Here is a 23,740-nt window from a genome sequence, read left to right on the forward strand (position 1 = left end):
GCAGCTTGCCTGCGCGCGTTGCCGGCGTGCGGCGCCTGGCGCCTTCGGTGCTGGCGCTGTCGCTGGCATTGGCCCTGGGGGCCTGCAGCAAGCCGGCGCCGGTGGCTGAAGCGCCGCGCGAAGTGGTGGTCTTGCAGGCCCAGCAGCGTAACGCTGCGCAAGTGCTGCACCTGCCGGCCGAAGTGCAGGCGCGCTTTGTCACGGCGATGTCCTTCCGGGTGGCCGGCCAGTTGGTGGAGCGCCGCGTGCATCTGGGCGATGCGGTGCGCAAGGGACAGGCGGTCGCGCGCCTGGACCCGGCCGATGCCGAACACAATGCCGCCAGCGCGCGGGCCGACCTGGCCTCGGCGCGCCAGCATCTGGATGCGGCCGAAAAGCAGCTCAAGCGCGATACCGAGCAGGCGCGCGAGAACCTGATCAGCACGCAACAGCTGGAGCAAAGCCAGGATGCCCATGCGGCGGCGCAGGCCCAGTTCAAGGCGGCCCAGGCGCGCGCGGCGGTGGCCGGCAACCAGCGCGACTATACCGTTCTGCTGGCGGAACACGATGGCGTCATCAGTGCCGAGCAGGCCAATACCGGCGACGTGCTATCGGCCGGCCAGCCGGTGTTTTCGCTGGCCTGGTCCGGCGCGGTGGACGTGATCACCGACGTGGCCGACAACCAGGTCGCGGGCATCCGGCCGGGCGCGCCGGCCACCGTTACGTTGCCGGCCTTGCCGGGGCGCAGCTTCGGCGGCCGCGTGCGCGAGGTCAGCCCGGCGGCGGATCCGCAAAGTCGCACCTACCGCGTCAAGGTCACGCTGGAACAGCCTGACGCAGCGCTGCGCCTGGGCATGACCGGCGAAGTCGCCATCGCACCGGAGGCAGGCCAACGGCAAGCCGCGCCGGTCATGGTGCTGCCGGCCACGGCCCTGTTCCACCAGGGCGACAAGCCCGCGGTGTGGATCGTCGGCGGCGACGGCAAGCTGGAATTGCGGGCGGTGACGGTGGCCGCCTATGGCGAGCGCAGCATCTCGCTGGCGCAAGGCGTGGGCGCCGATGACAAGGTCGTGGTGCAAGGCGTGCATACGCTGACCGCCGGCGAAAAGGTCAAGCCCATCGCGCCGTTGCATGCCGAGGACTTCGCACTATGAGCGCGCCTGGCCGTTTCAATCTCTCTTCCTGGACCCTGCAGCACCAGGCGCTGGTGACCTTCATCCTGGCGCTGGTGACGTTGTTGGGCGTCGGTTCCTACACCAGGCTGTCGCAGTCGGAAGACCCGCCGTTCACCTTCAAGGTGATGGTGATCCAGACCGACTGGCCGGGCGCCACCGCGCGCCAGGTGCAGGAACAGATCACCGATCGCATCGCGCGCAAGCTGCAGGAAACGCCGGACGTGGATTTCCTGCGCAGCTATTCGCGCCCGGGGCAGTCGCAGCTGTTCTTCACCATCAAGGACACGGCGCCTGCCGCGCAGGTACCCAAGACCTGGTACCAGGTGCGCAAGAAGGTCGGCGACATCGCCGCCACCTTGCCGCAGGGCGTGCGCGGGCCGTACTTCAACGACGAGTTCGGCGACGTCTATACCAACATCTACGCGCTGGAAGGCGACGGCTTCACGCCGGCGCAACTGCGCGACTATGCCGACCAGCTGCGCGGCGAGCTGCTGCGCGTGCCCGGAGTGGGCAAGATCGACTATTTCGGCGACCGCAACCAGCACATCTACATCGACATCGGCAACGCCAAGATGACGCGCCTGGGCATCAGCCCGCAGCAGCTGGCCGATGCCATCGGCGGCCAGAACGCGGTGGTGCCGGGCGGCCTGGTCACCACCGGCAACGACCGCGTGTATGTGCGGCCCACCGGCCAGTTCGAGGATGTCAGCGCGATCGAAAACAAGATCGTCCACATCAACAACCGCAACTTCCGCCTGGGCGACATCGCCACCATCCGGCGCGGCTATGACGAGCCGCAGGAGCAGGAAATGCGCTCCAACGGCAAGCCGGTGCTGGGCATCGGCGTGACCATGCAACCCGGCGGCGATGTGATTCGCCTGGGCAAGGCGCTCGATGCGCGCACGGAGGAGCTGCGCAAGCGGCTGCCTGCCGGACTGGCACTGACGGCGGTGTCCAGCATGCCGCACGCGGTGGAGAAATCGGTGGACGATTTCCTCGAAGCCGTGGCCGAGGCGGTCGCCATCGTGCTGGTGGTCAGCCTGGTGTCGCTGGGCATCCGTACCGGCATGGTGGTGGTGATCTCGATCCCGATCGTGCTGGCGGTTACCGCCTTGTTCATGGACATGTTCGACATCGGCCTGCACAAGGTCTCGCTGGGCACGCTGGTGCTGGCGCTGGGCCTGCTGGTGGATGACGCCATCATCGCCGTGGAGATGATGGCGGTGAAGCTGGAACAGGGCTGGAACCGCCGCCGCGCGGCCGCCTTCGCCTATACCAGCACCGCCTTCCCGATGCTGACCGGCACGCTGGTGACGGTATCGGGCTTCCTGCCGATCGCGCTGGCCAAGTCGGGCACCGGCGAATACACCCGCTCGATCTTCGAAGTCTCGGCCATCGCCTTGCTGCTGTCCTGGCTGGCGGCGGTGGTGCTGATCCCGCTGCTGGGCTACCACATGCTCAAGGAGAAACCCGGCGCGCTCACCGACGAGCAGATCGCCGCCAATCCGCATGCCGGCCATGACGAGGAAGACCACGACCATCCGATCTACCAGACCAGGATCTACACCCGCCTGCGCAAGATGGTGGCCTGGTGCGTGGCCCATCGCGGCCGCGTGGTGCTGGCCACGACCTTGCTGTTCCTCGGTTCGCTGGCGGCGTTCGGCCTGGTGCCGCAGCAGTTCTTCCCCAGCTCGGACCGTCCCGAATTGCTGATCGACCTGCGCCTGCCGGAGCGCGCTTCCTTCGAGGCCACCCAGCGCGAGGCGCAGCGCATGGAGGCGGTGCTCCAGGGCCGTCCGCAGATCGACCATGTGGTCAGCTTCGTCGGCACCGGCGCGCCGCGTTTCTACCTGCCGCTGGACCAGCAACTGCCCAGCGCCAATTTCGCGCAATTCGTGGTCACGGCCAAATCGGTGGAGGATCGCGAGGCCCTGGCCCGCGCGCTGGAAGAGCCGTTGCGCACCCAGTTCAGCGGCCTGCGCACGCGCCTGACGCGGCTGGAGAACGGCCCGCCGGTCGGCTTCCCGGTGCAGTTCCGCGTCAGCGGCGAGCAGATCCCCAAGGTGCGCGCCATCGCCGAGCAGGTGGCGGCCGAGATCCGCAAGGAGAGCCGCGCCACCAATGTGCAGTTCGACTGGGATGAACCGGCCCAGCGCTCGGTGTCGTTCGAAGTGGACCAGAAGCGCGCCGGCGAACTGGGGCTGACCTCGCAGCAGATTTCCAACTTCCTGGCCATGCAGCTGTCCGGCTATACCGTGACCCAGTACCGCGAGCGCGACAAGCTGATCAGTGTCGACCTGCGCGCGCCGCGCAACGAACGTGTCGATCCATCCCGCCTGTCCACGTTGTCCATGCCGACCGCCAACGGCCCGGTGCCGCTGGCCGCGCTCGGGCAGTTCCGCAATACGCTGGAATACGGCGTGATCTGGGAACGCGACCTCCAGCCTACCATTACCGTGCTGGCCGACGTGCGCGCCGGCGTGCAGGGCATCGACGTCACCAACGCAGTCAACGGGAAGCTCAATGCGCTGCGCGCCGAACTGCCGGTGGGTTACCGCATCGAGGTCGGCGGCCCGGTCGAGGAAAACGCCAAGGCGCAGTCCTCGATCTCGGCGCAGATGCCGCTGATGGTGATCGCCGTGCTGCTGTTGCTGATGGTGCAGCTGCAAAGCTTCGGCCGCACCATGATGGTGGTGCTGACTGCGCCGCTGGGCCTGATCGGGGTGGTGGGCGCGCTGCTGCTGTTTCGCCAGCCGTTCGGTTTCGTCGCCATGCTGGGCACCATCGCCATGCTGGGCATCATCATGCGCAACTCGGTGATCCTGGTGGACCAGATCGAACAGGACATCGCCGCCGGCCGCGGCCGCTTCGACGCCATCGTCGGCGCCACCGTGCGGCGCTTTCGCCCCATCACGCTGACCGCGGCGGCGGCGGTGCTGGCGCTGATTCCGCTGTTGCGCAGCAACTTCTTCGGCCCGATGGCCACCGCCCTGATGGGCGGCATCACCATCGCCACCGTGCTGACCCTGTTCTACCTGCCGGCCTTGTATGCGCTGTGCTACCGGGTCAAGCCCAATGAAACCCACCACGGCGACGCGGCAACGCAAGGGAGCCACTGATGCGTACTCATGAAATGTTCAAGCCGCAGCGGCTGACCCTGCTGGCGATGCTGGCCTTGTCGGCGCTGTCGGGTTGCGCCCTGGGCCCGAGCGGCGATGCGCCGGCCATGCCGCACCCCGACCATTACGCGGTGGAGGCCACGCCGGACGCCATCGGCCCCGACGGCGCCCGCCAGCAATTCGTGCTGGGCCAGCGCGCCGTGCCGCAATGGTGGCAGGCCTATGCCTCGCCCGAATTGTCGGCCTGGGTGGAAGAAGCCCTGCAGCACAACCATTCGCTGGCGCAGGCCGAACGCAGCCTGGCCGGCGCCAAGGAGCAACTGCGCGCGCAGATCAACGAATCGCTGTGGCCCACCATCGACGCGGTCGGACAAGCCACCCGCCAGCGCGCGCTGGGCCTGCCCACCATGGGGCCGCCGACCAACCTGTACAACGTCTTTGCCGGCGAGATCAATGCCAGCTATACCTTCGACCTGTTCGGCGTGGAGCGCTACGCCAACTCGGCGCTGGCGGCCCAGGTCGATGCCCAGTCCTATCAGTTCGACGCGGCGCGCCGCACGCTGGCCGCCAACGTGGTGATCGCCGCCATCAATGCGGCCTCGTTGCAAGCACAGGTCGTGCAGACCGAACGCCTGGCGGCGCTGGCCGACACCGATGCGCAAGAGTTGCAGCGGCGCGCGGCGATCGGCGCGGTGGCGGCCGACGATGTGCTGGCGGCCCAGGCCAGCGCGCAATCGCTGCGCGCCAGCCTGCCGGGATTGAAATCGCAATGGCAGGCCACACGGCATGCACTGGCGGTGCTGATGGGGCGTACGCCGGATGCCGCGCCGGCCGACCTCGATATCGCCGCCTTGCGCCTGCCCGAGCGTGTGCCGCTGTCGGTGCAGTCGGACCTGCTGCGCCAGCGCCCCGACATCCTGGCGGCCGACGCCGCGCTGAAAGTGGCCGCCGCGCAGGAAGCGCTGGCCACGGCCGAGATGTTCCCCAGCCTGTCGATCAATGCCTCGTTCGGGCAATCCGGCTTCAGCTGGCCCAAGGCCACCGGCGCCGCGGGCGCGGTGTGGGGCATCGGCGCCTCCATCACGCAACCGATCTTCCACGGCGGCGCCCTGCGCGCACGCCGGCGCGCCGCGCAGGAAGCCTATCAGGCGTCGCAAGACAATTACCGGCAGACGGTATTGAACGCCTTCCAGAACGTGGCCGACAGCCTGGTAGCGCTGACCCATGATGCCGACGCGCTGCAGGCGGCATCGGCCGCGCGCGGCCACAGCGAGCAGACCTGGCGCAATGCGCAAAGGAAGACCGCATTGGGCGCGGTGGCCCCGAGCGCCGCGCGCGCCGGCGAGCGCCAATACCTCAATGCGCGCCTTGGCGAAATCCGCGCCACGGCGACGCGGCTGGCCGATACGGCCACCCTGTTCCAGGCGATGGGGGTGAGCATTGATGTGCAGGAGGGGGCTGCGCAGGAAAAGCGTTAGGACAAGACGACGGCAGTCTTGGGTCAGCGTGGGGGCAGGGACAGGGAGGAAAGGGCAAAAACGGCGCGTGCCGGGAAATAGAAAGACATCGCGATACCGCACTACGATTTATTTGGCGGGATCGTCCTTGATTTTTATTTTTTGGGCATTCTGTTCGCGTTCCAATTGCAAGATGAATTTTTGAATGGACGCCAGAACAGCGCGCGGGGTCTCCACGAATTCACAGCCAAAATGGTGGATATGGCTTGCGTTGGGCTGCTCTTCTTTTTTGAGCGACCGCACCTTGAGCCTGATGGGGACGGTCGTGGCCATCCCCAATTCCAGGTGGCAATCGTCATAAACGGTATTCACCTGCAATGGCACCGACGCGCTTTTGTCGGTGATGCCGACGCCTCCCGCGCTGATATTGCTGATGGCAACCCAGACCAGGTTGAACTTCCCGTCGGGCGAAGTGAAACGGATCTTGCAGCGCAGGGATGAGGTCGACGGAATGGCAATGCGGAAAAATTCGCGCCGCTGTATGCGCACCAGTTGATCGGGGATGTCGACCTTCAGCGCCAAAAACTGCTCGTGGGGTTCAGTGTGACGGACCTGCTTGGCGGAAAACTTGATCAAGGCGTTGCGCGGATTGGCGGCAAAAATCACGTCGCTGCTTTCCACGATCGCCTTGTTCAGGCTGGGGGTCGGCGCCGCCTTGATGAACATGACGTCCTCTTCCATGCGCAAGATGGAAGTCGCAATCGCCTCTTCCATATCCTTGAGCCGGATGGACAGCTCGAGATTTTCTTTCATCATTGTGCTCAATAGCCCAATGATTTCCCTCTTGGAAGACACTTGGTATCCTGCGTCTTCTGATTCAAGCGCATTATTGTCCATTTGTAAGACCCCCCACGAGCCTATTCAAGGAAGAATCAGGTGATGCCGTTGCCATGCGCCACAGCCAACAGGCGCCGAAAACGACGTCATAGAATAGCACCCGGCTTTCCATGCGGCAATCGAAAATCGGGTCTGCAGGCCGGTCGAGATGGGGTTTTTTGCCATTTCAGGCGGCGTTTGCAAGGCAGACCGTCTGGCGGCGCAGGAAGGAATGAACTGTCTTGATTTAAAAACAAAAAAACGCCCACACACGGGGCACGACTTTCCGGCTTCTACCGGACTGTTTCGAATCGGTGTCTGATGATAGATTCGCTTTAACATCGGCTTTAATATGCTGAAATTAAAGGAATTTATTTGATTCTAAGAAAAAATTACCTCCTCAAAAAATATCCTCCATAACTCAAGGCCAAGGTGCCGGGGTCACATCTTCAAACTGTGACTGCTGCCCAGTGCCCATGGAAGCCGTATCCGGCTTGCGGCCGGGATGCAGCATCGCACCGGTGATCAGTTCCAGCTCGCGCTCGGCGGCTACGAAGGCAGCGTCGGTCAGCGCCTGCTCTTTGACCGGCCAGTTGCTCATTGCCCACCGTTTATAGTCGGTGAAGCGGGTCCGTAACTCTTCGGCATAGTGCTCGCGCTGACGCTCAACAACGGCATCGGAATTGGCCGGTGAATTCATGTCAGCCTCCTTTCATCGAGATCAGGCTTTCGCGTACCTTGGCCATGCCGAAGCGCCAGATCTGCTCTATCTTGATGTGCGGCATGGTCGGCAGCTCGGCGGCATCGATGAAGACGTTCAACACCGCCGGGCCGGGCGCGGCCAGCAGCTGCGCGATGCCGTTGTCGAGTTCATCGGGAGTGCGCGCGGTGAAACCCTGTGCGCCGCAGGCCTGGGCGAAGGCGGCGAAGTCCGGGTTGGGAAATTCTGAGCCTTCAAAGGCCGGTAGCCCGGCTTCTTCCATCTCCAGATGCACCAGGCCCCATTCACGGTTGTTGAACACGATCACCTTGACCGGCAGCTTGTGCTCGACGCTGGTCATGAACTCGCCCAGCAGCATTGTGAAGCCGCCGTCGCCGACCGCTACCACCACCTGGCGCGCGCGGTCCAGCGCCTGGATGCCGTTGGCCTGGCCCAGTGAGGTGCCGACCGCGGCATTGTTGAACGAGGCGAGGATACGTTGGCGCCCGCTCTGGCGGATCCAGTTGCCGCACCATAGCGTGACCACGCCGGTGTCGATTACGAACACCGCATCGTCCTGCGCCAGGTCGCCCAAACGGCGTGCGGCGCGCTGCGGCTTGATCTTCTTGCTGTGGCGCTTTGTCTCGGCATCGCGATCCAGTGAGGCGTTCCATTTCTCGCGGTCGGCATTAACCTTGTTGAGGAAGGCGCTGTCAGTCTTGCCCTCTACCTGCGCCAGCAGCTGCTTCACCGCGGGCGCCACCGAGCCGGTGATGCCCAGCTCCACCGGCGCGCGCCGGCCCAACACGAAGCCTCGCTCGTCGATCTGGATTACGCGGTTCTTGGTCGGCAGGAATTCGGAATAGGGATAGTCTGAGCCGAGCATGAGCATCAGCTCGGCATCATGCAGCGCATCGGTGCCGGGCGCGCCGCCGATCAGGCCGACGCCGCCGATCCAGTGCGGATGGTTGAAAGCGGCCATGTCCTTGGCCTTGAAGGTATGCATCACCGGCGCCTGCAGCTTGGCGGCCAGCGCCAGCACGTCATCGATGGCGTCGCGACAGCCGTTGCCGGCGAAAATGGCGACCGTCTTCGCCTCGTTGATCAGCTTGGCGGCGGCGTCGATTTCTGCCTGGTCCGGCGCCAAGTCGGTACGCCGGCGCAGCGTGGCGAGGCTGGGCACTGTTTCCGCCACCTTGGCGCCGATCACGTCAGCCGGAATGTTCAGGTGGGCCACGCCGCGTTGCGCATAGGCCTGGGCGATAGCCTGGTGGAACACGGCGGGCGCCTGCTCCGCGCTGGTCACGGTCTGCGTGTAGCAGGCCACGTCGCGGAACAGGATGTCCGGCATATTTTCCTGCAGGTAGTCGGTGCCGCGCCTGGCGGCCGGTACGCCGCCAGAGATCGCCAACACCGGCGCATGATCCTTGCGCGCTTCGTACAGGCCGGCCACCAGGTGGTTGGAACCCGGGCCGGTGGTGCCGCAGCATACAGCCAACTGCCCGGTCAGCTTGGCCTGGCCGGCAGCGGCCAGCGCCGCGCCTTCCTCGTGGCGTACGCCGATCCATTCGATGCGCTTGTCGCGGCGGATGGCTTCGGTGAGCGGGTTCAAGGCGTCGCCGACTACGCCGAAGATCTGGCGCACGCCGATCCGGTAAAGCGTGTCGATGAGGGTTTCTGCTACGGTGGCGGACATGGCGGCTCCATCAAAAGTGAACGGGATACAGCGAAAGGGTGTTCGTTTGAGACTAATCCCGTTGGCATCCGGCATGTATCGGCGGGAGCGGTAAATCCCTGTAGGAAAGTCTCACTGTAGGAAAGCCGGATCTTCCTGCGGCCGATTCGCCTTGATGAACAGCAAGAGACCGGCATTCAACGGCTGCTTCGGGCGTATTCCTACGCTCCCTTCATCCACCGGCCGACTGCGCCGCGCCACACGCGCTTCGATAATGTTCCATGAGTGATGACGATAACGGAGACAGCCATGCGCCGCGCATTGTGGACGGGAGCGATCAGCTTCGGCCTGATCAACATTCCGGTCGAGCTCTACACCGCCGAAAAGAAGGACGAATTGGACTTTCACATGCTCGACCGTCGCGACTTGGCGCCGGTCGGCTACAAGCGCGTCAACAAGAAGTCCGGGCGCGAAGTGTCGTGGGAAAACATCATCAAGGGCTACGAATACGAAGAGGGGAAATACGTGCTGATGTCCGACGAGGACCTGCGCCGCGCCAATGTCGAGGCTACGCAGAGCATCGATATCCAGAGCTTCGTCGAGGTCGGGCAGGTGCCGATCCTGTATTACGAACAGCCGTACTACCTGGCGCCGGCCAAGGTTGGCGACAAGGCGTATACCCTGTTGCGCGAAACCCTGCTGGCGAGCGGCAAGATGGCCATCGCCCAGATCGTGATCCGCACGCGCCAGCACCTGGCGGCGCTGCTGCCGCAGGGCGAGATGCTGAACCTGATCACCTTGCGCTACCCGACCGAACTGCGCGCGCCGGACGACATTGCGGTGCCGTCGCGCACCGCGAAGAAATCCGGAGTGTCGAAGCAGGAAGTGGAAATGGCGCGGGCGCTGGTCGAGCACATGTCGGCCGACTGGGCGCCGGAGCAATTTCGCGACACCTATCGCGACGACGTGCTGGCCCTTATCAACAAGAAGATCAAAAGCGGCCAGACCCACGAAGTGGCCGAGCCGGAGGAACAGTCCGTCGCTTCTCCGGGCAGCGGCAAGGTGGTGGACTTGATGGCCCTGCTCAAGGGCAGCCTGGAAGGGCGAGGCAAGAGCGCCGGCGCGTCGCGCCAGGCGGTCGATGATGCGCCGGCCAAGCCCCGCGCCGCGAAGGGCGCCAGCGTCCACAAGCTGCCGGTCCGCAAGCCGGCCGCAAAGAAAGCGGCCGCGACCAAGTCCGGGGCCAAGCACAATGCCGCCAAATCCGCCACCGCCGCACGCACCGCATCCGGCCGCAGTGGCGCCAGGAGGGCTCAGGCATGAGCGCCAATCATCTCGACCGCTATCGCGCCAAACGCAACTTCAGCATCACGCCCGAGCCGTTGGGTGGCACGCCTGAGCGCAAGGTGGACAAGCGCGCTACGCCCGACAGGCTGCAATTCTTTATCCAGCGCCACCATGCGCGCCGCCTGCACTACGATTTCCGGCTGGAACTGGACGGCGTGCTCAAGAGCTGGGCCGTACCCAAGGGGCCCAGCCTGGATCCGCACGACAAGCGCCTGGCGGTGCGGGTGGAAGACCATCCGTTGGACTATGGCAGCTTCGAGGGCGACATCCCCGAGCACCAGTACGGCGCCGGTCACGTGGTGTTGTGGGATCGCGGCGAATGGGCGCCCGCAGGCGACCCCCAGGCCGGTCTGAAGAAAGGTCATCTGGCCTTCGAGCTGCGCGGCGAAAAGCTGGAAGGCCGCTGGGCGCTGGTGCGCATGGGCCATGCCGACGATCACGGCAAGGAAAACTGGCTGCTGATCAAGGAAGATGACGGCGCCGCCCAGCGCGGCAAGCAGGCCGCCATCACAGATCTGCGCCCGGAAAGCGTGGCCGGCCGGGGCGACGGGCCGCCGAAGAAAGCGCGCAGGTCCACCCAATCGACGTTCAGGCCCAAGGCCGGGCCGGTGCAGGCCGCTGCGCCCAAGTCCGCGCTCAAGCCTGCGCGCATGCCGGCCCGCATTGAGGCCGAACTGGCCACGCTGGCGGCACAGGCGCCGGACGGCGACGAATGGCTGTCGGAGATGAAGTTCGACGGATATCGGGGCTTGTGCCGTATCGCCGGGGGACACGCCGCCATTTATACCCGGGAAGGCCTGGACTGGAGCAAACGCTGGCCGGTACTGGTGCGCGCGCTGGAAAAGCTGCCGCTAGACGATGCCTGGATCGATGGCGAGGTAGTGGCGCTGGACCAGCATGGCGGCATCAGCTTCGAGGCGCTGCAGAACTACGCCAACGGCGAGCGGCAGCAGGCCGATGGCGTGCGCCTGGCGCTGTATGCTTTCGACCTGCCATACCTGAACGGCCATGACCTGCGCGAACTGCCGCTACTCCAACGCAAGCAGTTGCTGCGCGAGCTGATCCCCGGCGCTGACGAAGAGGGCCTGCTGCTGTACAGCGAGCATATCGTCGGCCACGCGAGCGAAGTATTCAGGCATGCCTGTCGGCACGGCATGGAGGGGATCGTCGCCAAGCGCGTGGATGCACCCTATACCGGGCGGCGCGACCGCAACTGGCTCAAGATCAAGTGCGAGCGGCGCCAGGAGTTCGTGATCGGCGGCTACACCGATCCGGCTGGACAACGCAGCGGCTTCGGCGCCATCCTGGTCGGCGTCTACGACAGCGACGGCGCCTTACGTTACGCGGGCCGCGTGGGTACCGGTTTCGACGAACGGCTACTGGCTTCGTTGCTGAAGCAGTTCAAGTCGCTGGAGCAAGATCATCCGGCCTTCGCCAACCCGCCGGGTGGCAGGCAACTGCGCGGCATGCATTGGATCGCACCGAAGCTGGTAGCCGAGGTGAAGTTTGCGCAATGGACCCAGGCCGGCATCGTGCGACATGGCACCTTTGTCGCGTTGCGCGAGGACAAGAAACCACGCGACATCGTGCGCGAAACCGAGCAGCACAGCGCGCCGGCGATGAGCGACGGCGGCGCTGCGAAGACCGGTTCGTCCCGCAAGAAAACCGGCGCCCGCAACCGGGCCAGGCAGATCGACCAGTCGGCGCCGGTGACGGTGGAAGGCGTCAAGCTCACGCATCCCGGAAAAATCCTGTTCCCCGATACCGGCCTGACCAAGCTGGAGTTGGCGCGCTACTACCAGAGCGTGGCGCGCTGGATCCTGCCTGAGTTGAAGCAGCGCCCGCTGTCGCTGGTGCGCTGTCCGGAAGGCCATGCCGGCAAGTGTTTTTTCCAGAAGCACGCCGGCCAGGGCATGCCGGATGCCATCGCGCCGATCGAGGTGCCGGAAGGCGATGGCACGGCGCAGTACATGATGGTCAACGATGTCGCCGGATTAGTGGCGACGGTGCAGATGGGCGTGCTGGAACTGCATTTCTGGGGCGCCACCGGGCGCGCGCTGATGCAGCCGGACCGTGTCGTGTTCGATCTCGATCCGGCGCCCGACGTACCGTGGCCGACGGTGGCGGAAGGCGCCCAGCTTCTGCGCGGCCTGTTGCAGGAGGTGGGGCTGGAGTCCTTCCTCAAGACCTCGGGCGGCAAGGGACTGCACCTGATCGTGCCGATCCGGCCGGAGCATGGCTGGGACATCGTCAAGGGCTGGGCGCACCGCGTGGCAGCGCATCTGGCGCGCCATCTTCCGGATCGCTTCATCGCGCGCATGACCAAGGCTGCGCGCGGCGGCAAGATTTTCGTCGACTACCTGCGCAATGCGCCCGGTTCAACCACCGTGGCCGCCTATTCGGTACGAGCCAGGGATGGCGCGCCGGTCTCGGTACCGATCACCTGGGAGGAGCTTGAGGACGGAACCGGGCCCGACAGATTCCGCGTTGCCAATATGGCCGACCGCGTGCAAATACTGCAAAGAAGTGATCCTTGGAAAAACATTGAAAAATCCAATCAGCGGCTGACCGAAGGAGCATTGAAGGCATTCCCCGCTCTGGCTAAATAAACAAAGCATCCATTCACTTCGTGCTGTTCGTGGTTGCCGCCTCGGGTGTTTCCTGATTAATCAGAGCGGCGGCGCAGGGCTATCGGCACAGGGCGCCATCTCCGCCGGGCATCTTCCGACAGCGGGGGCAGCGTCGGAAGATGAGGGCCGGATCCGCGCCGCTCCCGACGCCTGCCGCCCTCACGCCAACGCCTCGCGGCCCAGCTCGCGCTGTCCGGCCAGCGCCTCGACAAATTGCTGCAACAGCTCGGGCAACTGGCCGGCATCGCCCACCGCCAGCGAGAAGTCGTCATCACCGTTGGGCAACACATTGGGGAGTTCGGCCTTGTCGATCACCGAGCTCGCGCTGCCCACGACCAGCAAGGGCTTGCAATGGCGATACTGGTCACGCACGAACTCCGCCACCAGGGGATCGGCCGCCAGGAGCGTGGCGGCCTGTTCGCCATCGGGAATCGCCATCGCGTCGTACAGCGCCGACGGCGCGGCCGACAGCGTGATCTCCACCTGGAAGGGCTGGCCCGCCGAGCAGGTGATCGCTCCCAGTTTCTGCCCCACCAGCCGCGGTACCGCACCCCGCTGCAGCAGGTGTTCATAGACGTGCCTGAGCATGGCGCCGTCGACGCCATCGGCGGCCAGCACGGCCACGCGGCGGGTGGCAATGCCGGTATCGCCCGGATAACTTGTCAGCGACAGCGCCGGCGAAACGGCATATCGAGGCGCATCCGCCACCAAGACGGGCGCCGCCTCCGGCACCTCCAAGCCCAGTCCCTCCGCCACCTGTTGCGCCAGCATGGGATCGACATTGACCAGCAGCGACACCACCCGTTGGCGTACGGCCGGCGTCTGCACGCGAGTCAGCTCGAAGCGGAAGGCGTTGACGATGTGCAGCTGCTCGGCCAGAGTCTGGCTTTGCCAGAACAGCCGCGCCTGCGAATAGTGATCGGCGAACTTCTCCGGCTTGGCCCGTATCTTGTCGCCCTCGACCGGCTGCGGGAAACTCTTGAAACCCGCGGCCCCGGCCTGGAACGGGCAACCGCCGCCCAGCGAATTGGGCTCGTAGGCGACACGGCCGCGATGCAACGTCTGGCGATGCATGCCGTCGCGCTGGTTGTTATGGACGGCGCGCAGCGGCGAGTTGATCGGCAGCTCGTGGAAGTTGGCCCCGCCCAGCCGGCTGATCTGGGTATCCAGGTAGGAATGGATGCGTCCTTGCAGCAGCGGGTCATTGGTGAAGTCGATCCCCGGCACGATATGCGCGGTGCAGAACGCCACCTGCTCGGTCTCGGCGAAGAAGTTGTCGGGATTGCGGTTGAGCACCATGCGGCCCACCGGGATCAATGGCACCAGCTCTTCGGGCACGATCTTGGTGGGGTCGAGGATGTCGAAGGGCATGCCCTCGGCCTCGTCTTCGGAAAAGACCTGCAGGCTCAACTCCCACTCGGGCGCGGCGCCGGCCTCGATGGCTTCCCACAGGTCGCGTCGGTGATAGTCGGGATCGGCGCCGCCGATCTTGACCGCTTCGTCCCAGATCAGCGAATGGGTGCCGGCCTTGGGCGTCCAGTGGAACTTGCAGAACACCGACTTGCCATCGGCATTGACCAGTCGGAAGGTATGCACGCCGAAGCCCTGCATCATGCGGTAGCTGCGTGGAATGGCGCGGTCCGACATCTGCCACAGCAGCATATGGGTGGATTCCGGCATCAGCGAGACGAAGTCCCAAAAGGTGTCGTGCGCGCTGGAGGCCTGCGGCATGCCGAAATGCGGCTCCGGCTTCAGCGCATGCACCAGGTCGGGAAACTTCATCGCATCCTGGATGAAGAACACGGGGATGTTATTGCCCACCAGGTCCCAATTGCCTTCGTCAGTATAGAACTTGACGGCGAAGCCGCGCACGTCGCGCACCGTGTCGGCCGAGCCGGCGCCGCCTGCCACGGTCGAGAAGCGCGTGAACACCGGCGTTCGCTTGCCGTCCTCGGCAAAGGGGGCCGCACAGGTCAGCTCGGTCAGCGCCTTGTAGCACTCGAAGTAACCGTGCGCGGCCGATCCGCGCGCATGCACTACACGCTCGGGAATACGCTCGTGGTCGAAGTGGGTGATCTTCTCGCGCAGGAGAAAATCCTCCATCGCGGTCGGGCCGCGCAACCCTGCCTTGAGCGAATTCTGGTTGTCCGAGACGGGTACGCCCTGGTTGCTGGTCAGCGCCTGGCCGCTATCATCGGCGCGCACGCGGTCCAGCGAGCCGGCCAGCGCGTTGGCGCCCGGCACCGGTTGCGCGGCGCCGGTCTTAACCGAGCCATGGGCTTCGGTGACGGTGCTGCCATGCACCACCGGATCGGGGGCTTCGACGGTGGCGCCGGTCGGCGCGGTCCGTCCCCGGGCGCCGATCTCGCCCGGCTTGGCGGGATTGTTCGGCAGGCCCGCCGAGACGGCATTGACGCCGGCAATCTTTTGCAACAGCGCCGTCGGCGAATACTCGCCGGCGCCAAATGCAGGCTTGCCGTCGGCAGGTCCCGACATGGTGGACAGCAGCGAACCCGAACCGGGCTTGCCTGATCCAGAGGCGGAGGTTTTTTTTGCGGCAGGAGCTTTCTTGGTCGGCATGGCGTACTCTCGTTTCAAATGCTGTGGGGGGAGGCTGGCTAGGGAACGCGCAGGGCGCGCACGAAGAGTTGCCAGCATAGGCAGGCGTCGGACGACAGGCCATAAGACGGCGCCGACATCGGCGGTCAGACATGCTGAAGAAGAGTTGGCGGGCGCCGCGGCTCCCGCATTCGCGGCAGGCCTGGGCGTACATGGCACAGCCCTGCTATTCGAACAACAGGCGGACATCGTCCAGGTTCATTTCCTGCGTTGCCGTTGAAATCGGGTCATATTCCTACGATGCGCTGCGCCGTCTGCCGACATTCAGGCGAACCGGCTTTCACGATACTCAAGCTTGGCCCAGCTTCGTTCCCGTTCCTCTTCTCCATCACGAAACCATGGCAGCTACCGACGGTTCCAGTATCGCTTGTATGCTCAACGAGCTCATCGCAGAGCGCATCGACCAGTGCCCCCAGGAAGCGCTGCCATCCCTGGTGGGCGACATCCTGTGCGAGATCGTCGACAACCGCCTCGATCTCCTGCCGCTGCCCGGCAGCGGCGCCACACTGGAACGATGGCGGGTGCTGGCCGCCATCGCCGGACGCGACCTGAGCCTGTTCAAGTTGTATGAAGCCCATACCGATGCGCAGGCCATCCTGGCCGAGGCCGGCGTCACCGACATCCCGCCGCTATCCGTGTGGGGCGTGTGGTGTGCGGAGCCTGCCGGTGCGATGCTGCATGCGCGCCGTATCGCGGCGCAAGGATCGCTGGTGCTTGACGGAGAAAAACGCTGGTGTTCCGGCGCGATGTTCGCCACGCACGCACTGCTCAGCTATCGCAACGAACAGGGACAAGCCTGCCTGGCCGCGGTGGATCTGGGGCAGGACGGTATCGCGCTGGAAGACGATGGATGGAAAGCCGTGGGCATGGCTGCCACGCGCACGGCCACCGTCAGGCTCACTGGCGTCCATGCGACTCCGGTCGGAGCGCCCGGCTTCTACCTGGAACGGCCAGGGTTCTGGCACGGTGCCATCGGCATCGCCGCTGGCTGGTATGGCGCAGGCGTTGCATTGGCGGAAAAGCTGCGCCAGGCATTGCACAATAAGAACGACCCGCATGGATTGGCGCACTTGGGCGAGGCCGACTGCCAGTTGAGCGGTGCGCTGAACCAGCTGCGCGAGAGCGCGCGTTTCATCGATGCGAACCCGGCCACTACTGTCGACCGGCTGGCCCTGTCCACCCGCCTGCAGGTAGAGGCTGCCAGCCAGGCTGTACTTGGCCATGTCGGCCGCGCCCTGGGGCCTGCTCCCTATTGCCTGGATCGCCACAGCGCACGCATCCTGGCCGACCTCCCGGTGTTCCTGCGCCAGAGCCATGCGGAGCGGGATCTGGCGCAGCTCGGCACCTTATGCATTGAGGGCGAGGAGTCGCCATGGCGACTCTGAATGCCTGCGTAAAGGATGCGCCGTCCCGCCATATCGACATCGACGGCGGCACGCCGGAGCATGTCTGGCAAGCTTGCGGCAAGCTCGAGGCGCTGCCGGCAGTCGAGCTCTGCGAGCTGGCGCCCGCACGCTCCCGCGCAGTCATCCTGGCGCCGCATCCCGACGATGAAACGCTGGGCTGCGGCGGCCTGATCGGCAGCCTGGCGGCGCTGGGCCGGCAAGTCAGCGTGGTGGCGGTCAGCGATGGCGAAGGCAGCCATCCGCAAGAATCGAAGCTGCACGCCCGGCTGCCGGAAATGCGCGCCCGCGAAAGCCTCAGCGCCTTGCGCCATCTTGGCCTTGGCGACGCCGCCATCCAGCACGTATGCATTCCGGACGGCGCGGTGACGGCGTATCTTCCTGAACTCAAGAAGTGGTTGCGCGCTTACCTGCACCCGACCGACATCCTGTTCGCGCCCTGGAGGCTGGATGGACATCCCGATCACGAGGCCGCAGGCCATGCGGCGAACGAGATGGAACAGGAGATTGGCTGCAAGCTGGTCGAGGTGCCCATCTGGACCTGGCATTGGGCCCGCCCCGACGATTCGCGCCTCCCTTGGGGGCGTGCCAGGAGCCTGCACCTGACGCCGTCCGCAGAACGCAGCAAGCGCCTGGCGATGCAATGTTACCGGAGCCAGATAGCCGAGGATGAGGGCCGCATGCCGGTTCTCCCGGCTAACGTCCTGGCTCACTTCGTCCGTCCTTACGAGGTATTTTTCTTATGACTGCACTTGCGACCACCGCCGAGCACTTCCGCTCCTTGTATGCCAGCAGCGCTGATCCCTGGCATACCGCCGACAGCTGGTATGAACGACGCAAGCTGTCCATCCTGCTCGCCACTTTGCCCAAGCCACACTTTTCCAGCGTCTATGAGCCCGGCTGCGGCAATGGCGCACTCACCGTCGAGCTGGCTGGGTGCTGCGAGCGCCTGCTCGCCTCGGATCTCTGTGACGAAGCTGTGCGCCTGACGCTTGAGCGCGTCAACGGGCACAGCCATGTGCAGGTCTCCAAAGAATGCCTGCCGGAGCAGTGGCCCGTCGGCGGGGAGCCGGCATTCGACCTCATCGTGCTGTCCGAGTTGTGCTACTACCTGGACGACGAACAACTGCGCACGACCGTCTCACAGTCCGTTGACAGCCTCCTTCCCGCAGGCCACCTGCTGGCCTGCCACTGGAAGCGCCCCTTCGACGACAGGCAGCAGGAAACAGCGGCCATCCACGCCCTGTTTACGGCACACGGCGCACTGCGCGTCTGCGCACACTACGAAGATGAGGAATTTCGCCTCGACATATGGCAGAAGCGAAGCACGGGAGAAGCCGCATGATCGGCATCGTCATCCCGGCCCACAATGAGGAAGAGTTGCTGGACGGCTGCCTCGCCGCCGCACGCATCTCTGCCACACATCCAACCCTTCTGCTCGAACCGGTGCGTATCGTGGTGGTGCTCGACGCCTGCACCGACGATTCCGCCGCCGTTGCCCGCCGCCATCACGTGGATATCGAATACGTCGACGCCATGAATGTCGGCCATGCGCGCGCACACGGGGCGCAGCGCATGCTGGCCGGCGGCGCGCGCTGGCTGGCATTCACCGATGCCGACACGCTGGTCGCGCCCGATTGGCTCACGACCCAGCTGGCGCTGCGTGCCGATGCTGTCTGCGGCACGGTCGGCGTGGCGGACTGGCGCGAACACCCGCGCCATGTCTGGGAGAAATTCCGGTCGGAATATTGCGACCGCGACGGCCACGGCCATATCCACGGCGCCAACTTCGGCATCTCGGCCGAGGCCTACCTGCGTTGCGGCGGCTTCAAGCCGCTCTCCTGCCATGAAGACGTCGATCTGGTGCGAGCGCTGCAAGCCACCGGCGCTGCCATCGCCTGGAGTGCGGCGCCGCGCGTGACCACCAGCGCGCGACTGGCCAGCAAGTCGCGCGGCGGCTTCGGCGACACCTTGCGCAGTTGGGCGCAGCCTGTATCCATCGAGCGCGGGTATCCTTGACGGCGGATAGTCCTGCCGAGGCGGGCAACCAGTCGGTTGCCGAGATGGCACCGATGCCCAATGGGTGATTGCCGCACTCAGGTATTCTGGCCCGTTGTCATATCGATTTTAGGCTGTGGAGTGTCTAGAGTTTCCGGGGGCGATTCAGATATCGTTTAGAAATATTGCGCACATAGATCCAAACCGAAAGAATGCTCACGTAAATACCGACGCCATGTGACCGAGGATTTAGCGATATCCATGGAGTTCAGAATGAAAGCATCCAGTCGTCAAAATTCACGGCAACCGTCTGGCGGTCTGCAATAGTTCACGCTCACAACAATCCACAGCACATAGGGTTAAACCAGGCCGCGCAATCGCAACTTCCCGATAGCCCATTCTGAATAAGCAGGAAATCACTTTCGCTCCGCGCGCATGTGCCCTCTCTTACGCTGCAATTCCGCGCTCTGAAAACACGACAGAGCAACTAGCTGAAATTTATTTCATTAAACGGAGTACACCCATGTCAATGATTCTTAACAGCGGATCCTGTTTTTTCAACAGAACCCTCAGCGATAAACTCATCCAACGCGCCATTGAAGGCTCATCAAAAGAAACATCTATCCATATTGGAATTTGGGAAAAAATTAAGGATTGGTTTTGCGGAACCGATTCAAAAAGCGCACTGGATAAAATCTACGACCTGACCCATGCAAACGAAAATCCATCCGAAAATAATAAAACCGAATTTGTGCTTAATAGGGCCGTAATGTTTTTTGATCTTAAACATATGGCGTACCCTGCCTATCAAGACAGATTTCAAGCATCTATTATTAAACTCGACAACGGCTCTCTTGCCTTTTCCTTTTCCATCAAGGACGCCATGGATGAACGAACTCTTCCTTACGGAGACGTGCACAACGAAATTCATAGCGTAAACGAAAGGAATTTAACCAATGATAGTGAATTTCTAGATAAGCGTTCTGTAGAAGAATATGGACTTCATGGAGCAATGTCCACGGTCGAATATGACCTTCAAAAAGACGAATTCAAAGGAATAAATGAACATAATCAAAGAAGGATCAACTCGCACTTATTGCGCCATGAAACAAAGGAGAAGCTATCGGAATATCCGGAACTGGCTCAAGAGTGGATTAGATGGCAGGCTAATTGTTATGACCATTATGCTTCTCTAGACCAGTCCTTGATGACAGGCGGCTCACTGCACCCTGCAAAATTAATAGGGACAGATGATGAATGGATGTACGATCTTTTTAAATCCGTCAATGAAATTAGAGCTGAAACCAACCAGGCTATAGCCGATAAATTTAATGCCGCCATTTATAAGGCTTTTCATTCTGGAATGCCATATACTCATCTTTGAAAAACACTTCACCCAGGCCGATGATATGCCCTTCCGGTGACTTGACCTGAAAAACTGGTCCGACTTGAAATTCCATATGCTATTGAAAAGGAGAGTCAGACCATGCCCAAGAAGAGATTTACGTCCGCAGACATCATTCACAAGCTGCGCGAGGCAGAAGTCATGTCTGCGCAGGCTAAGACAGTTGTCCAGTCCTAAAATAGATTGACAGGTTTTACTGCCATGCAAAACGCCCGATGCACAGCATCGGGCGTTTTGTATTTCAAGGCTATATGCGGCTTCTCTCGGTTATACATCCTTACCGATTGCGCAACCATCTTCGCAGCTTGCGCCAGATTCTCAGGACGGTTCAGAAGGAACTCGCCCTTGAGGATGCCATTGACTCGCTCGGCCAGAGCATTCTGGTAGCAGTCGTAGTCATCTGTCATCGAACAGACCAAACCATGTCGGCGATGGATTTCCTGGTAATACGTCGAGCAATATTGAGTGCACCTGTTACTGCACCTGGCAATCGTGTCCGCGATCTTGGGTTCGTGCAGGGCGAACCGTACCATTCAGACTTTATACGATAGGATGATCGTTCACCGAGACCTGCGGCAGAGTAGGGCAATGAGCGGGGCCAGCGCTACCTCGTTGAGTGCCCATGCATTGCATTGTCGTCAGGTAAATATCTTTGCCGTTGGGAAAAATGCAATTGTCATTTTGTATAGAGCTCACTCCTATTTATGAAATGAGTTCTAGTTATGGTGGGCAAGTGCTTGACACTATATCTGGCGGAGATTGATTAAGCGGAGGAGCGCGCGCTCATGGATAAAATACCTTGGATCGGTAAGGTATGTGTGGGGGGGGATTATGAATGTATCGTATCGTCGGCGATGGCTGTGGGCTATCGCCAGCTTATTGCTGGCCGGGATGACACAGGCGGCAGACCGGACGGTCGTCATTGGTTGTGCGGCGCCCTTGTCGGGGCCTTCAGCTGCGACCGGCGCTAGTTTGGTGCGTGCTGCGCAGATCGCGATAGACGATCTTAATCGGCAACCGATCTACCTTAATGGCGACAAGCTAGTGTTCAAGCTGCTCAGCCAAGATGACCGTTCTGATCCGCGCACTGGTGTGTTGGTGGCTAACTATCTGGTCAAGAGTGATGTAGTGGGGGTGGTGGGGCATTGGAATTCAGGTGTTAGCCTTTTGGCCTCACGCATCTATAACGAGGTAGAGTTGGCGCAGATTGCGCCCGGTTCGACTGCGCGCAGCTATACGCAACAGGCGTTTTCGACCACTTTTCGCATTGTGGCGCATGATGATGAAGGGGTCGTTATGATTGCCGAATACGTTCTACGTGAGATGAAGGCTAGGCGCATCGCCGTGATCGACGATGGGACGCCTTTCGGTTCCGGCTATGCGGGCGAATTCAGCAAACAGGTTGTGGCGTTGGGTGGCGAAGTGGTCCTGCAGGGCAGGATTAGCCATAAGACCTCCGACTTTAATGACGTGATGAAAGCCGTCAAGGCGGCCGCACCGGATGTGATTTTCTTCGGCGGATTGGATGCCCAGGCGGGCCAACTGGTACGAGAGATGAGGCGCTTCGGTACCACAGTGCCGCTGATCGGTGGCAGCGGATTGGTTAGTGCGCTATTCCTCAAGACCGCAGGCGATGCCGGCGAGGGTACGATAGGTTTGGAGCCAGGTGCGCGCTCCTACAAGGGTGAACAGTGGCAGCGTTTCGAGAAGGCTTATTCGGCGCAGGGTGCGGCGCGCGAGGACATGAGTATTTATGCGCCGTTCGTCTACGATGCGGTGCGGATGTTGGCGGCGGCGATCAAGCAGGCTAATACGCTGGATCGGCGCAAGATCACGCAAACCCTGCATGAGATTCGGTACGAAGGTATGACGGGCAGCATTGCCTTCGACACCGAGGGCAACGTGCGCAATCCGATCCTCAGTTTTTACCAGGTCAAGAATCGGCAGTGGATGGCAATACGCACCATCGGAGGGAGAAAAGAATGAACAGTGGACGATGGACGGCATTGTTCCGAAGGCAAACGGCGTCCGGGTGGTGCGGCAATGGTTCGCGGCGCCGGACGCTGGCAGCCATGCTCCGCAGTGGGGCATGGCTCATCTTACTGCTGGCGGGCGGGAGCGCTTGGGCTGACGATACTGTCGAGGTCGCGATCGGTTACTCGGGGCCTTTGTCGGGAATGCCCGAGCTGTATGGGCGCAGCTTGGCTGATGCCGCGCAACTGGCGGTGGACGAGGCCAACCGGCGCAACGTCAGGTTTCAGGGAAAGCGTGCGGTGTTTAAGCTGCAGGTTCAGGACGACAAGCACAATCCAAATACCGCGGTGGCGGTGGCGAACTATTTTATCAAGTCGGACGTAGTCGGCGTGATCGGAAATACCAGTACCACGGTTAGTCTGGCGACCGAGGGCAGCTACGAAGCTGCCATGTTGGCTCATATCTCGCCAGCCTCGACCGGCCGCTCTCTTACCCGGCAGGGACATCGCAGCGTGTTTCGCGTAGTTGGACACGACGGCGCGGCGGTGGATTATTTGAGCCGATACCTTGTCGAGAACATGAAGGTCAAGCGGATCGCTGTGATCGATAATGGTACGCCGTTTGGCACCGGGTTGGCCGATTCCTTCGTCACCTCCTTCGGCAAGGCAGGGGGTATTGTCGCTGGCCGCTTTTCGGTGACTGGACGTACCTACGATTTCAATGCCGCACTGGAGCAGGTGCGAGCTGCCAAACCCGAGCTGATTTTCTGGGGCGGCAATGCGGAGCAGGCTGCCATGTTGACGAGTTCCGTAGTGCGGCTGAATATCGGTGCCAAGGTGGTCAGTTCGCAGATCGGCGCAGCTAGCTTAGCCTTCTTAGAGACAGCGGGCTATGCGGCCGAAGGGACGATCATGTTGGAGTCGGGCTTGCCGCCGGAGAGAATGGCTGGTTGGAAGCGTTTTGAAAACGCCTACAACAAGCAATCATCGGTGCCGATCAATCCGTTCACGGTGTTTGCCTACGATGCTGCCAATGTCTTGATCGCGGCGGTGGAACAGGCCAAATCCACCAATCGCAAGGCCGTCATCGACAGTTTGCATGCCTTGCGTTACCAGGGCGTCACCGGCCTGATCAGTTTCGATGCAAGTGGCGATGTTGTTCATCCAGCATTTACCATCCTGCGCGCCGAGCGCGACAAGTGGAGGGTGATCAACACCAGCGCGGAAAAATGAGTCATGCCGCCCCGAGGGTAGCGGCGAATTTCAGTTCAGATGCGGCTGCGTCAATGATGACCGGCCTGAAACAACTGGTCCAGACTTAAAGTTAGTCTAAGCGGCAAGCCGCAGTGGTGCTGGGGTTGTTGCCGGCAGCGTAGCCTGCGGT

The 23,740-nt window shown here is 62.7% G+C and carries 16 protein-coding genes and 1 pseudogene; 12 read left to right on the forward strand and 5 right to left on the reverse strand.

Annotation, left to right across the window (positions count from 1 at the left end; translation table 11 throughout):
* The first annotated feature begins 47 nt into the window (after nucleotides 1-47).
* From FB597_RS07775 to FB597_RS07785, 3 genes are read left to right on the forward strand one after another with little or no spacing between them, the layout of a single operon-like run.
* Nucleotides 48-1,133, forward strand: a complete 1,086-nt coding sequence (locus FB597_RS07775) for an efflux RND transporter periplasmic adaptor subunit (protein ID WP_141914199.1) — start codon at nucleotides 48-50, stop codon at nucleotides 1,131-1,133.
* Nucleotides 1,130-4,273 carry an efflux RND transporter permease subunit gene (locus tag FB597_RS07780; RefSeq protein ID WP_144768980.1) on the forward strand — a complete coding sequence of 1,048 codons (3,144 nt, stop codon included), beginning with the start codon at nucleotides 1,130-1,132 and terminating at the stop codon, nucleotides 4,271-4,273. Before FB597_RS07775 ends, FB597_RS07780 begins: the two co-directional genes overlap by 4 nt.
* Nucleotides 4,273-5,751 (forward strand): efflux transporter outer membrane subunit, encoded by a 1,479-nt coding sequence (locus tag FB597_RS07785; protein ID WP_144768982.1) that lies wholly within the window; start codon nucleotides 4,273-4,275, stop codon nucleotides 5,749-5,751. Before FB597_RS07780 ends, FB597_RS07785 begins: the two co-directional genes overlap by 1 nt.
* 108 nt (nucleotides 5,752-5,859) lie before the next feature.
* On the opposite strand, the gene FB597_RS07790 is transcribed toward FB597_RS07785, so the two are convergent.
* The 3 genes from FB597_RS07790 to FB597_RS07800 form a co-directional block, all read right to left on the reverse strand.
* A complete protein-coding gene (locus FB597_RS07790) occupies nucleotides 5,860-6,627 on the reverse strand; it encodes a flagellar brake protein (protein WP_144768984.1) in 768 nt (255 codons plus the stop codon).
* A 400-nt stretch (nucleotides 6,628-7,027) separates the two neighbouring features.
* Entirely contained in the window at nucleotides 7,028-7,306 is a 279-nt protein-coding gene (locus FB597_RS07795) for a hypothetical protein (RefSeq protein WP_144768986.1), read from the reverse strand.
* 1 nt (nucleotide 7,307) lies between these two features.
* Nucleotides 7,308-9,002, reverse strand: a complete 1,695-nt coding sequence (locus FB597_RS07800; RefSeq protein WP_144768988.1) for a thiamine pyrophosphate-binding protein — start codon at nucleotides 9,000-9,002, stop codon at nucleotides 7,308-7,310.
* 288 nt (nucleotides 9,003-9,290) lie between these two features.
* Here FB597_RS07800 and FB597_RS07805 point away from each other — a divergent pair, with 288 nt between their 5' ends.
* The gene (locus tag FB597_RS07805) at nucleotides 9,291-10,304 is read left to right on the forward strand and encodes a Ku protein (RefSeq protein ID WP_144768990.1); all 1,014 of its coding nucleotides are present in this window, start codon (nucleotides 9,291-9,293) and stop codon (nucleotides 10,302-10,304) included.
* On the forward strand, nucleotides 10,301-12,937 hold the full coding sequence (ligD, locus tag FB597_RS07810; RefSeq protein ID WP_144768992.1) for a DNA ligase D: 2,637 nt from the start codon (nucleotides 10,301-10,303) through the stop codon (nucleotides 12,935-12,937). Before FB597_RS07805 ends, ligD begins: the two co-directional genes overlap by 4 nt.
* A 180-nt stretch (nucleotides 12,938-13,117) precedes the next feature.
* Here the strand turns inward: ligD and FB597_RS07815 are convergent, their stop codons facing one another.
* Nucleotides 13,118-15,538, reverse strand: a complete 2,421-nt coding sequence (locus FB597_RS07815) for a catalase (protein WP_144768994.1) — start codon at nucleotides 15,536-15,538, stop codon at nucleotides 13,118-13,120.
* 377 nt (nucleotides 15,539-15,915) lie between these two features.
* Here FB597_RS07815 and FB597_RS07820 point away from each other — a divergent pair, with 377 nt between their 5' ends.
* From FB597_RS07820 to FB597_RS07840, 5 genes are all read left to right on the forward strand, one after another.
* Entirely contained in the window at nucleotides 15,916-16,962 is a 1,047-nt protein-coding gene (locus FB597_RS07820) for an acyl-CoA dehydrogenase family protein (protein WP_222428640.1), read from the forward strand.
* Nucleotides 16,950-17,726 (forward strand): PIG-L deacetylase family protein, encoded by a 777-nt coding sequence (locus FB597_RS07825; protein ID WP_144768996.1) that lies wholly within the window; start codon nucleotides 16,950-16,952, stop codon nucleotides 17,724-17,726. Before FB597_RS07820 ends, FB597_RS07825 begins: the two co-directional genes overlap by 13 nt.
* Nucleotides 17,723-18,325, forward strand: coding sequence for an SAM-dependent methyltransferase (locus FB597_RS07830; protein ID WP_144768998.1), 603 nt, complete (start codon nucleotides 17,723-17,725; stop codon nucleotides 18,323-18,325). The genes FB597_RS07825 and FB597_RS07830 overlap by 4 nt, the downstream gene beginning before the upstream one ends.
* Nucleotides 18,322-18,999 carry a glycosyltransferase family 2 protein gene (locus FB597_RS07835; RefSeq protein WP_141913636.1) on the forward strand — a complete coding sequence of 226 codons (678 nt, stop codon included), beginning with the start codon at nucleotides 18,322-18,324 and terminating at the stop codon, nucleotides 18,997-18,999. Before FB597_RS07830 ends, FB597_RS07835 begins: the two co-directional genes overlap by 4 nt.
* 502 nt (nucleotides 19,000-19,501) lie before the next feature.
* Nucleotides 19,502-20,362: a hypothetical protein gene (locus FB597_RS07840; RefSeq protein ID WP_144769001.1), complete on the forward strand. Its 861-nt coding sequence runs from the start codon at nucleotides 19,502-19,504 to the stop codon at nucleotides 20,360-20,362.
* A gap of 194 nt (nucleotides 20,363-20,556) precedes the next feature.
* Here FB597_RS07840 and FB597_RS07845 read toward each other — a convergent pair.
* A pseudogene (locus tag FB597_RS07845) lies at nucleotides 20,557-20,862 on the reverse strand (integrase core domain-containing protein); the annotation flags it as partial.
* A 352-nt stretch (nucleotides 20,863-21,214) separates the two neighbouring features.
* Between FB597_RS07845 and FB597_RS07850 the strand changes: the two are divergent.
* Together FB597_RS07850 and FB597_RS07855 are read left to right on the forward strand one after the other, a co-directional pair.
* Entirely contained in the window at nucleotides 21,215-22,369 is a 1,155-nt protein-coding gene (locus FB597_RS07850; RefSeq protein WP_144769003.1) for a branched-chain amino acid ABC transporter substrate-binding protein, read from the forward strand.
* The gene (locus FB597_RS07855) at nucleotides 22,366-23,589 is read left to right on the forward strand and encodes a branched-chain amino acid ABC transporter substrate-binding protein (protein ID WP_144769005.1); all 1,224 of its coding nucleotides are present in this window, start codon (nucleotides 22,366-22,368) and stop codon (nucleotides 23,587-23,589) included. The genes FB597_RS07850 and FB597_RS07855 overlap by 4 nt, the downstream gene beginning before the upstream one ends.
* Nucleotides 23,590-23,740 lie beyond the last annotated feature (151 nt).

The sequence above is a fragment of the Herbaspirillum sp. SJZ099 genome, assembly GCF_007828355.1.
Lineage (GTDB): Bacteria > Pseudomonadota > Gammaproteobacteria > Burkholderiales > Burkholderiaceae_D > Herbaspirillum.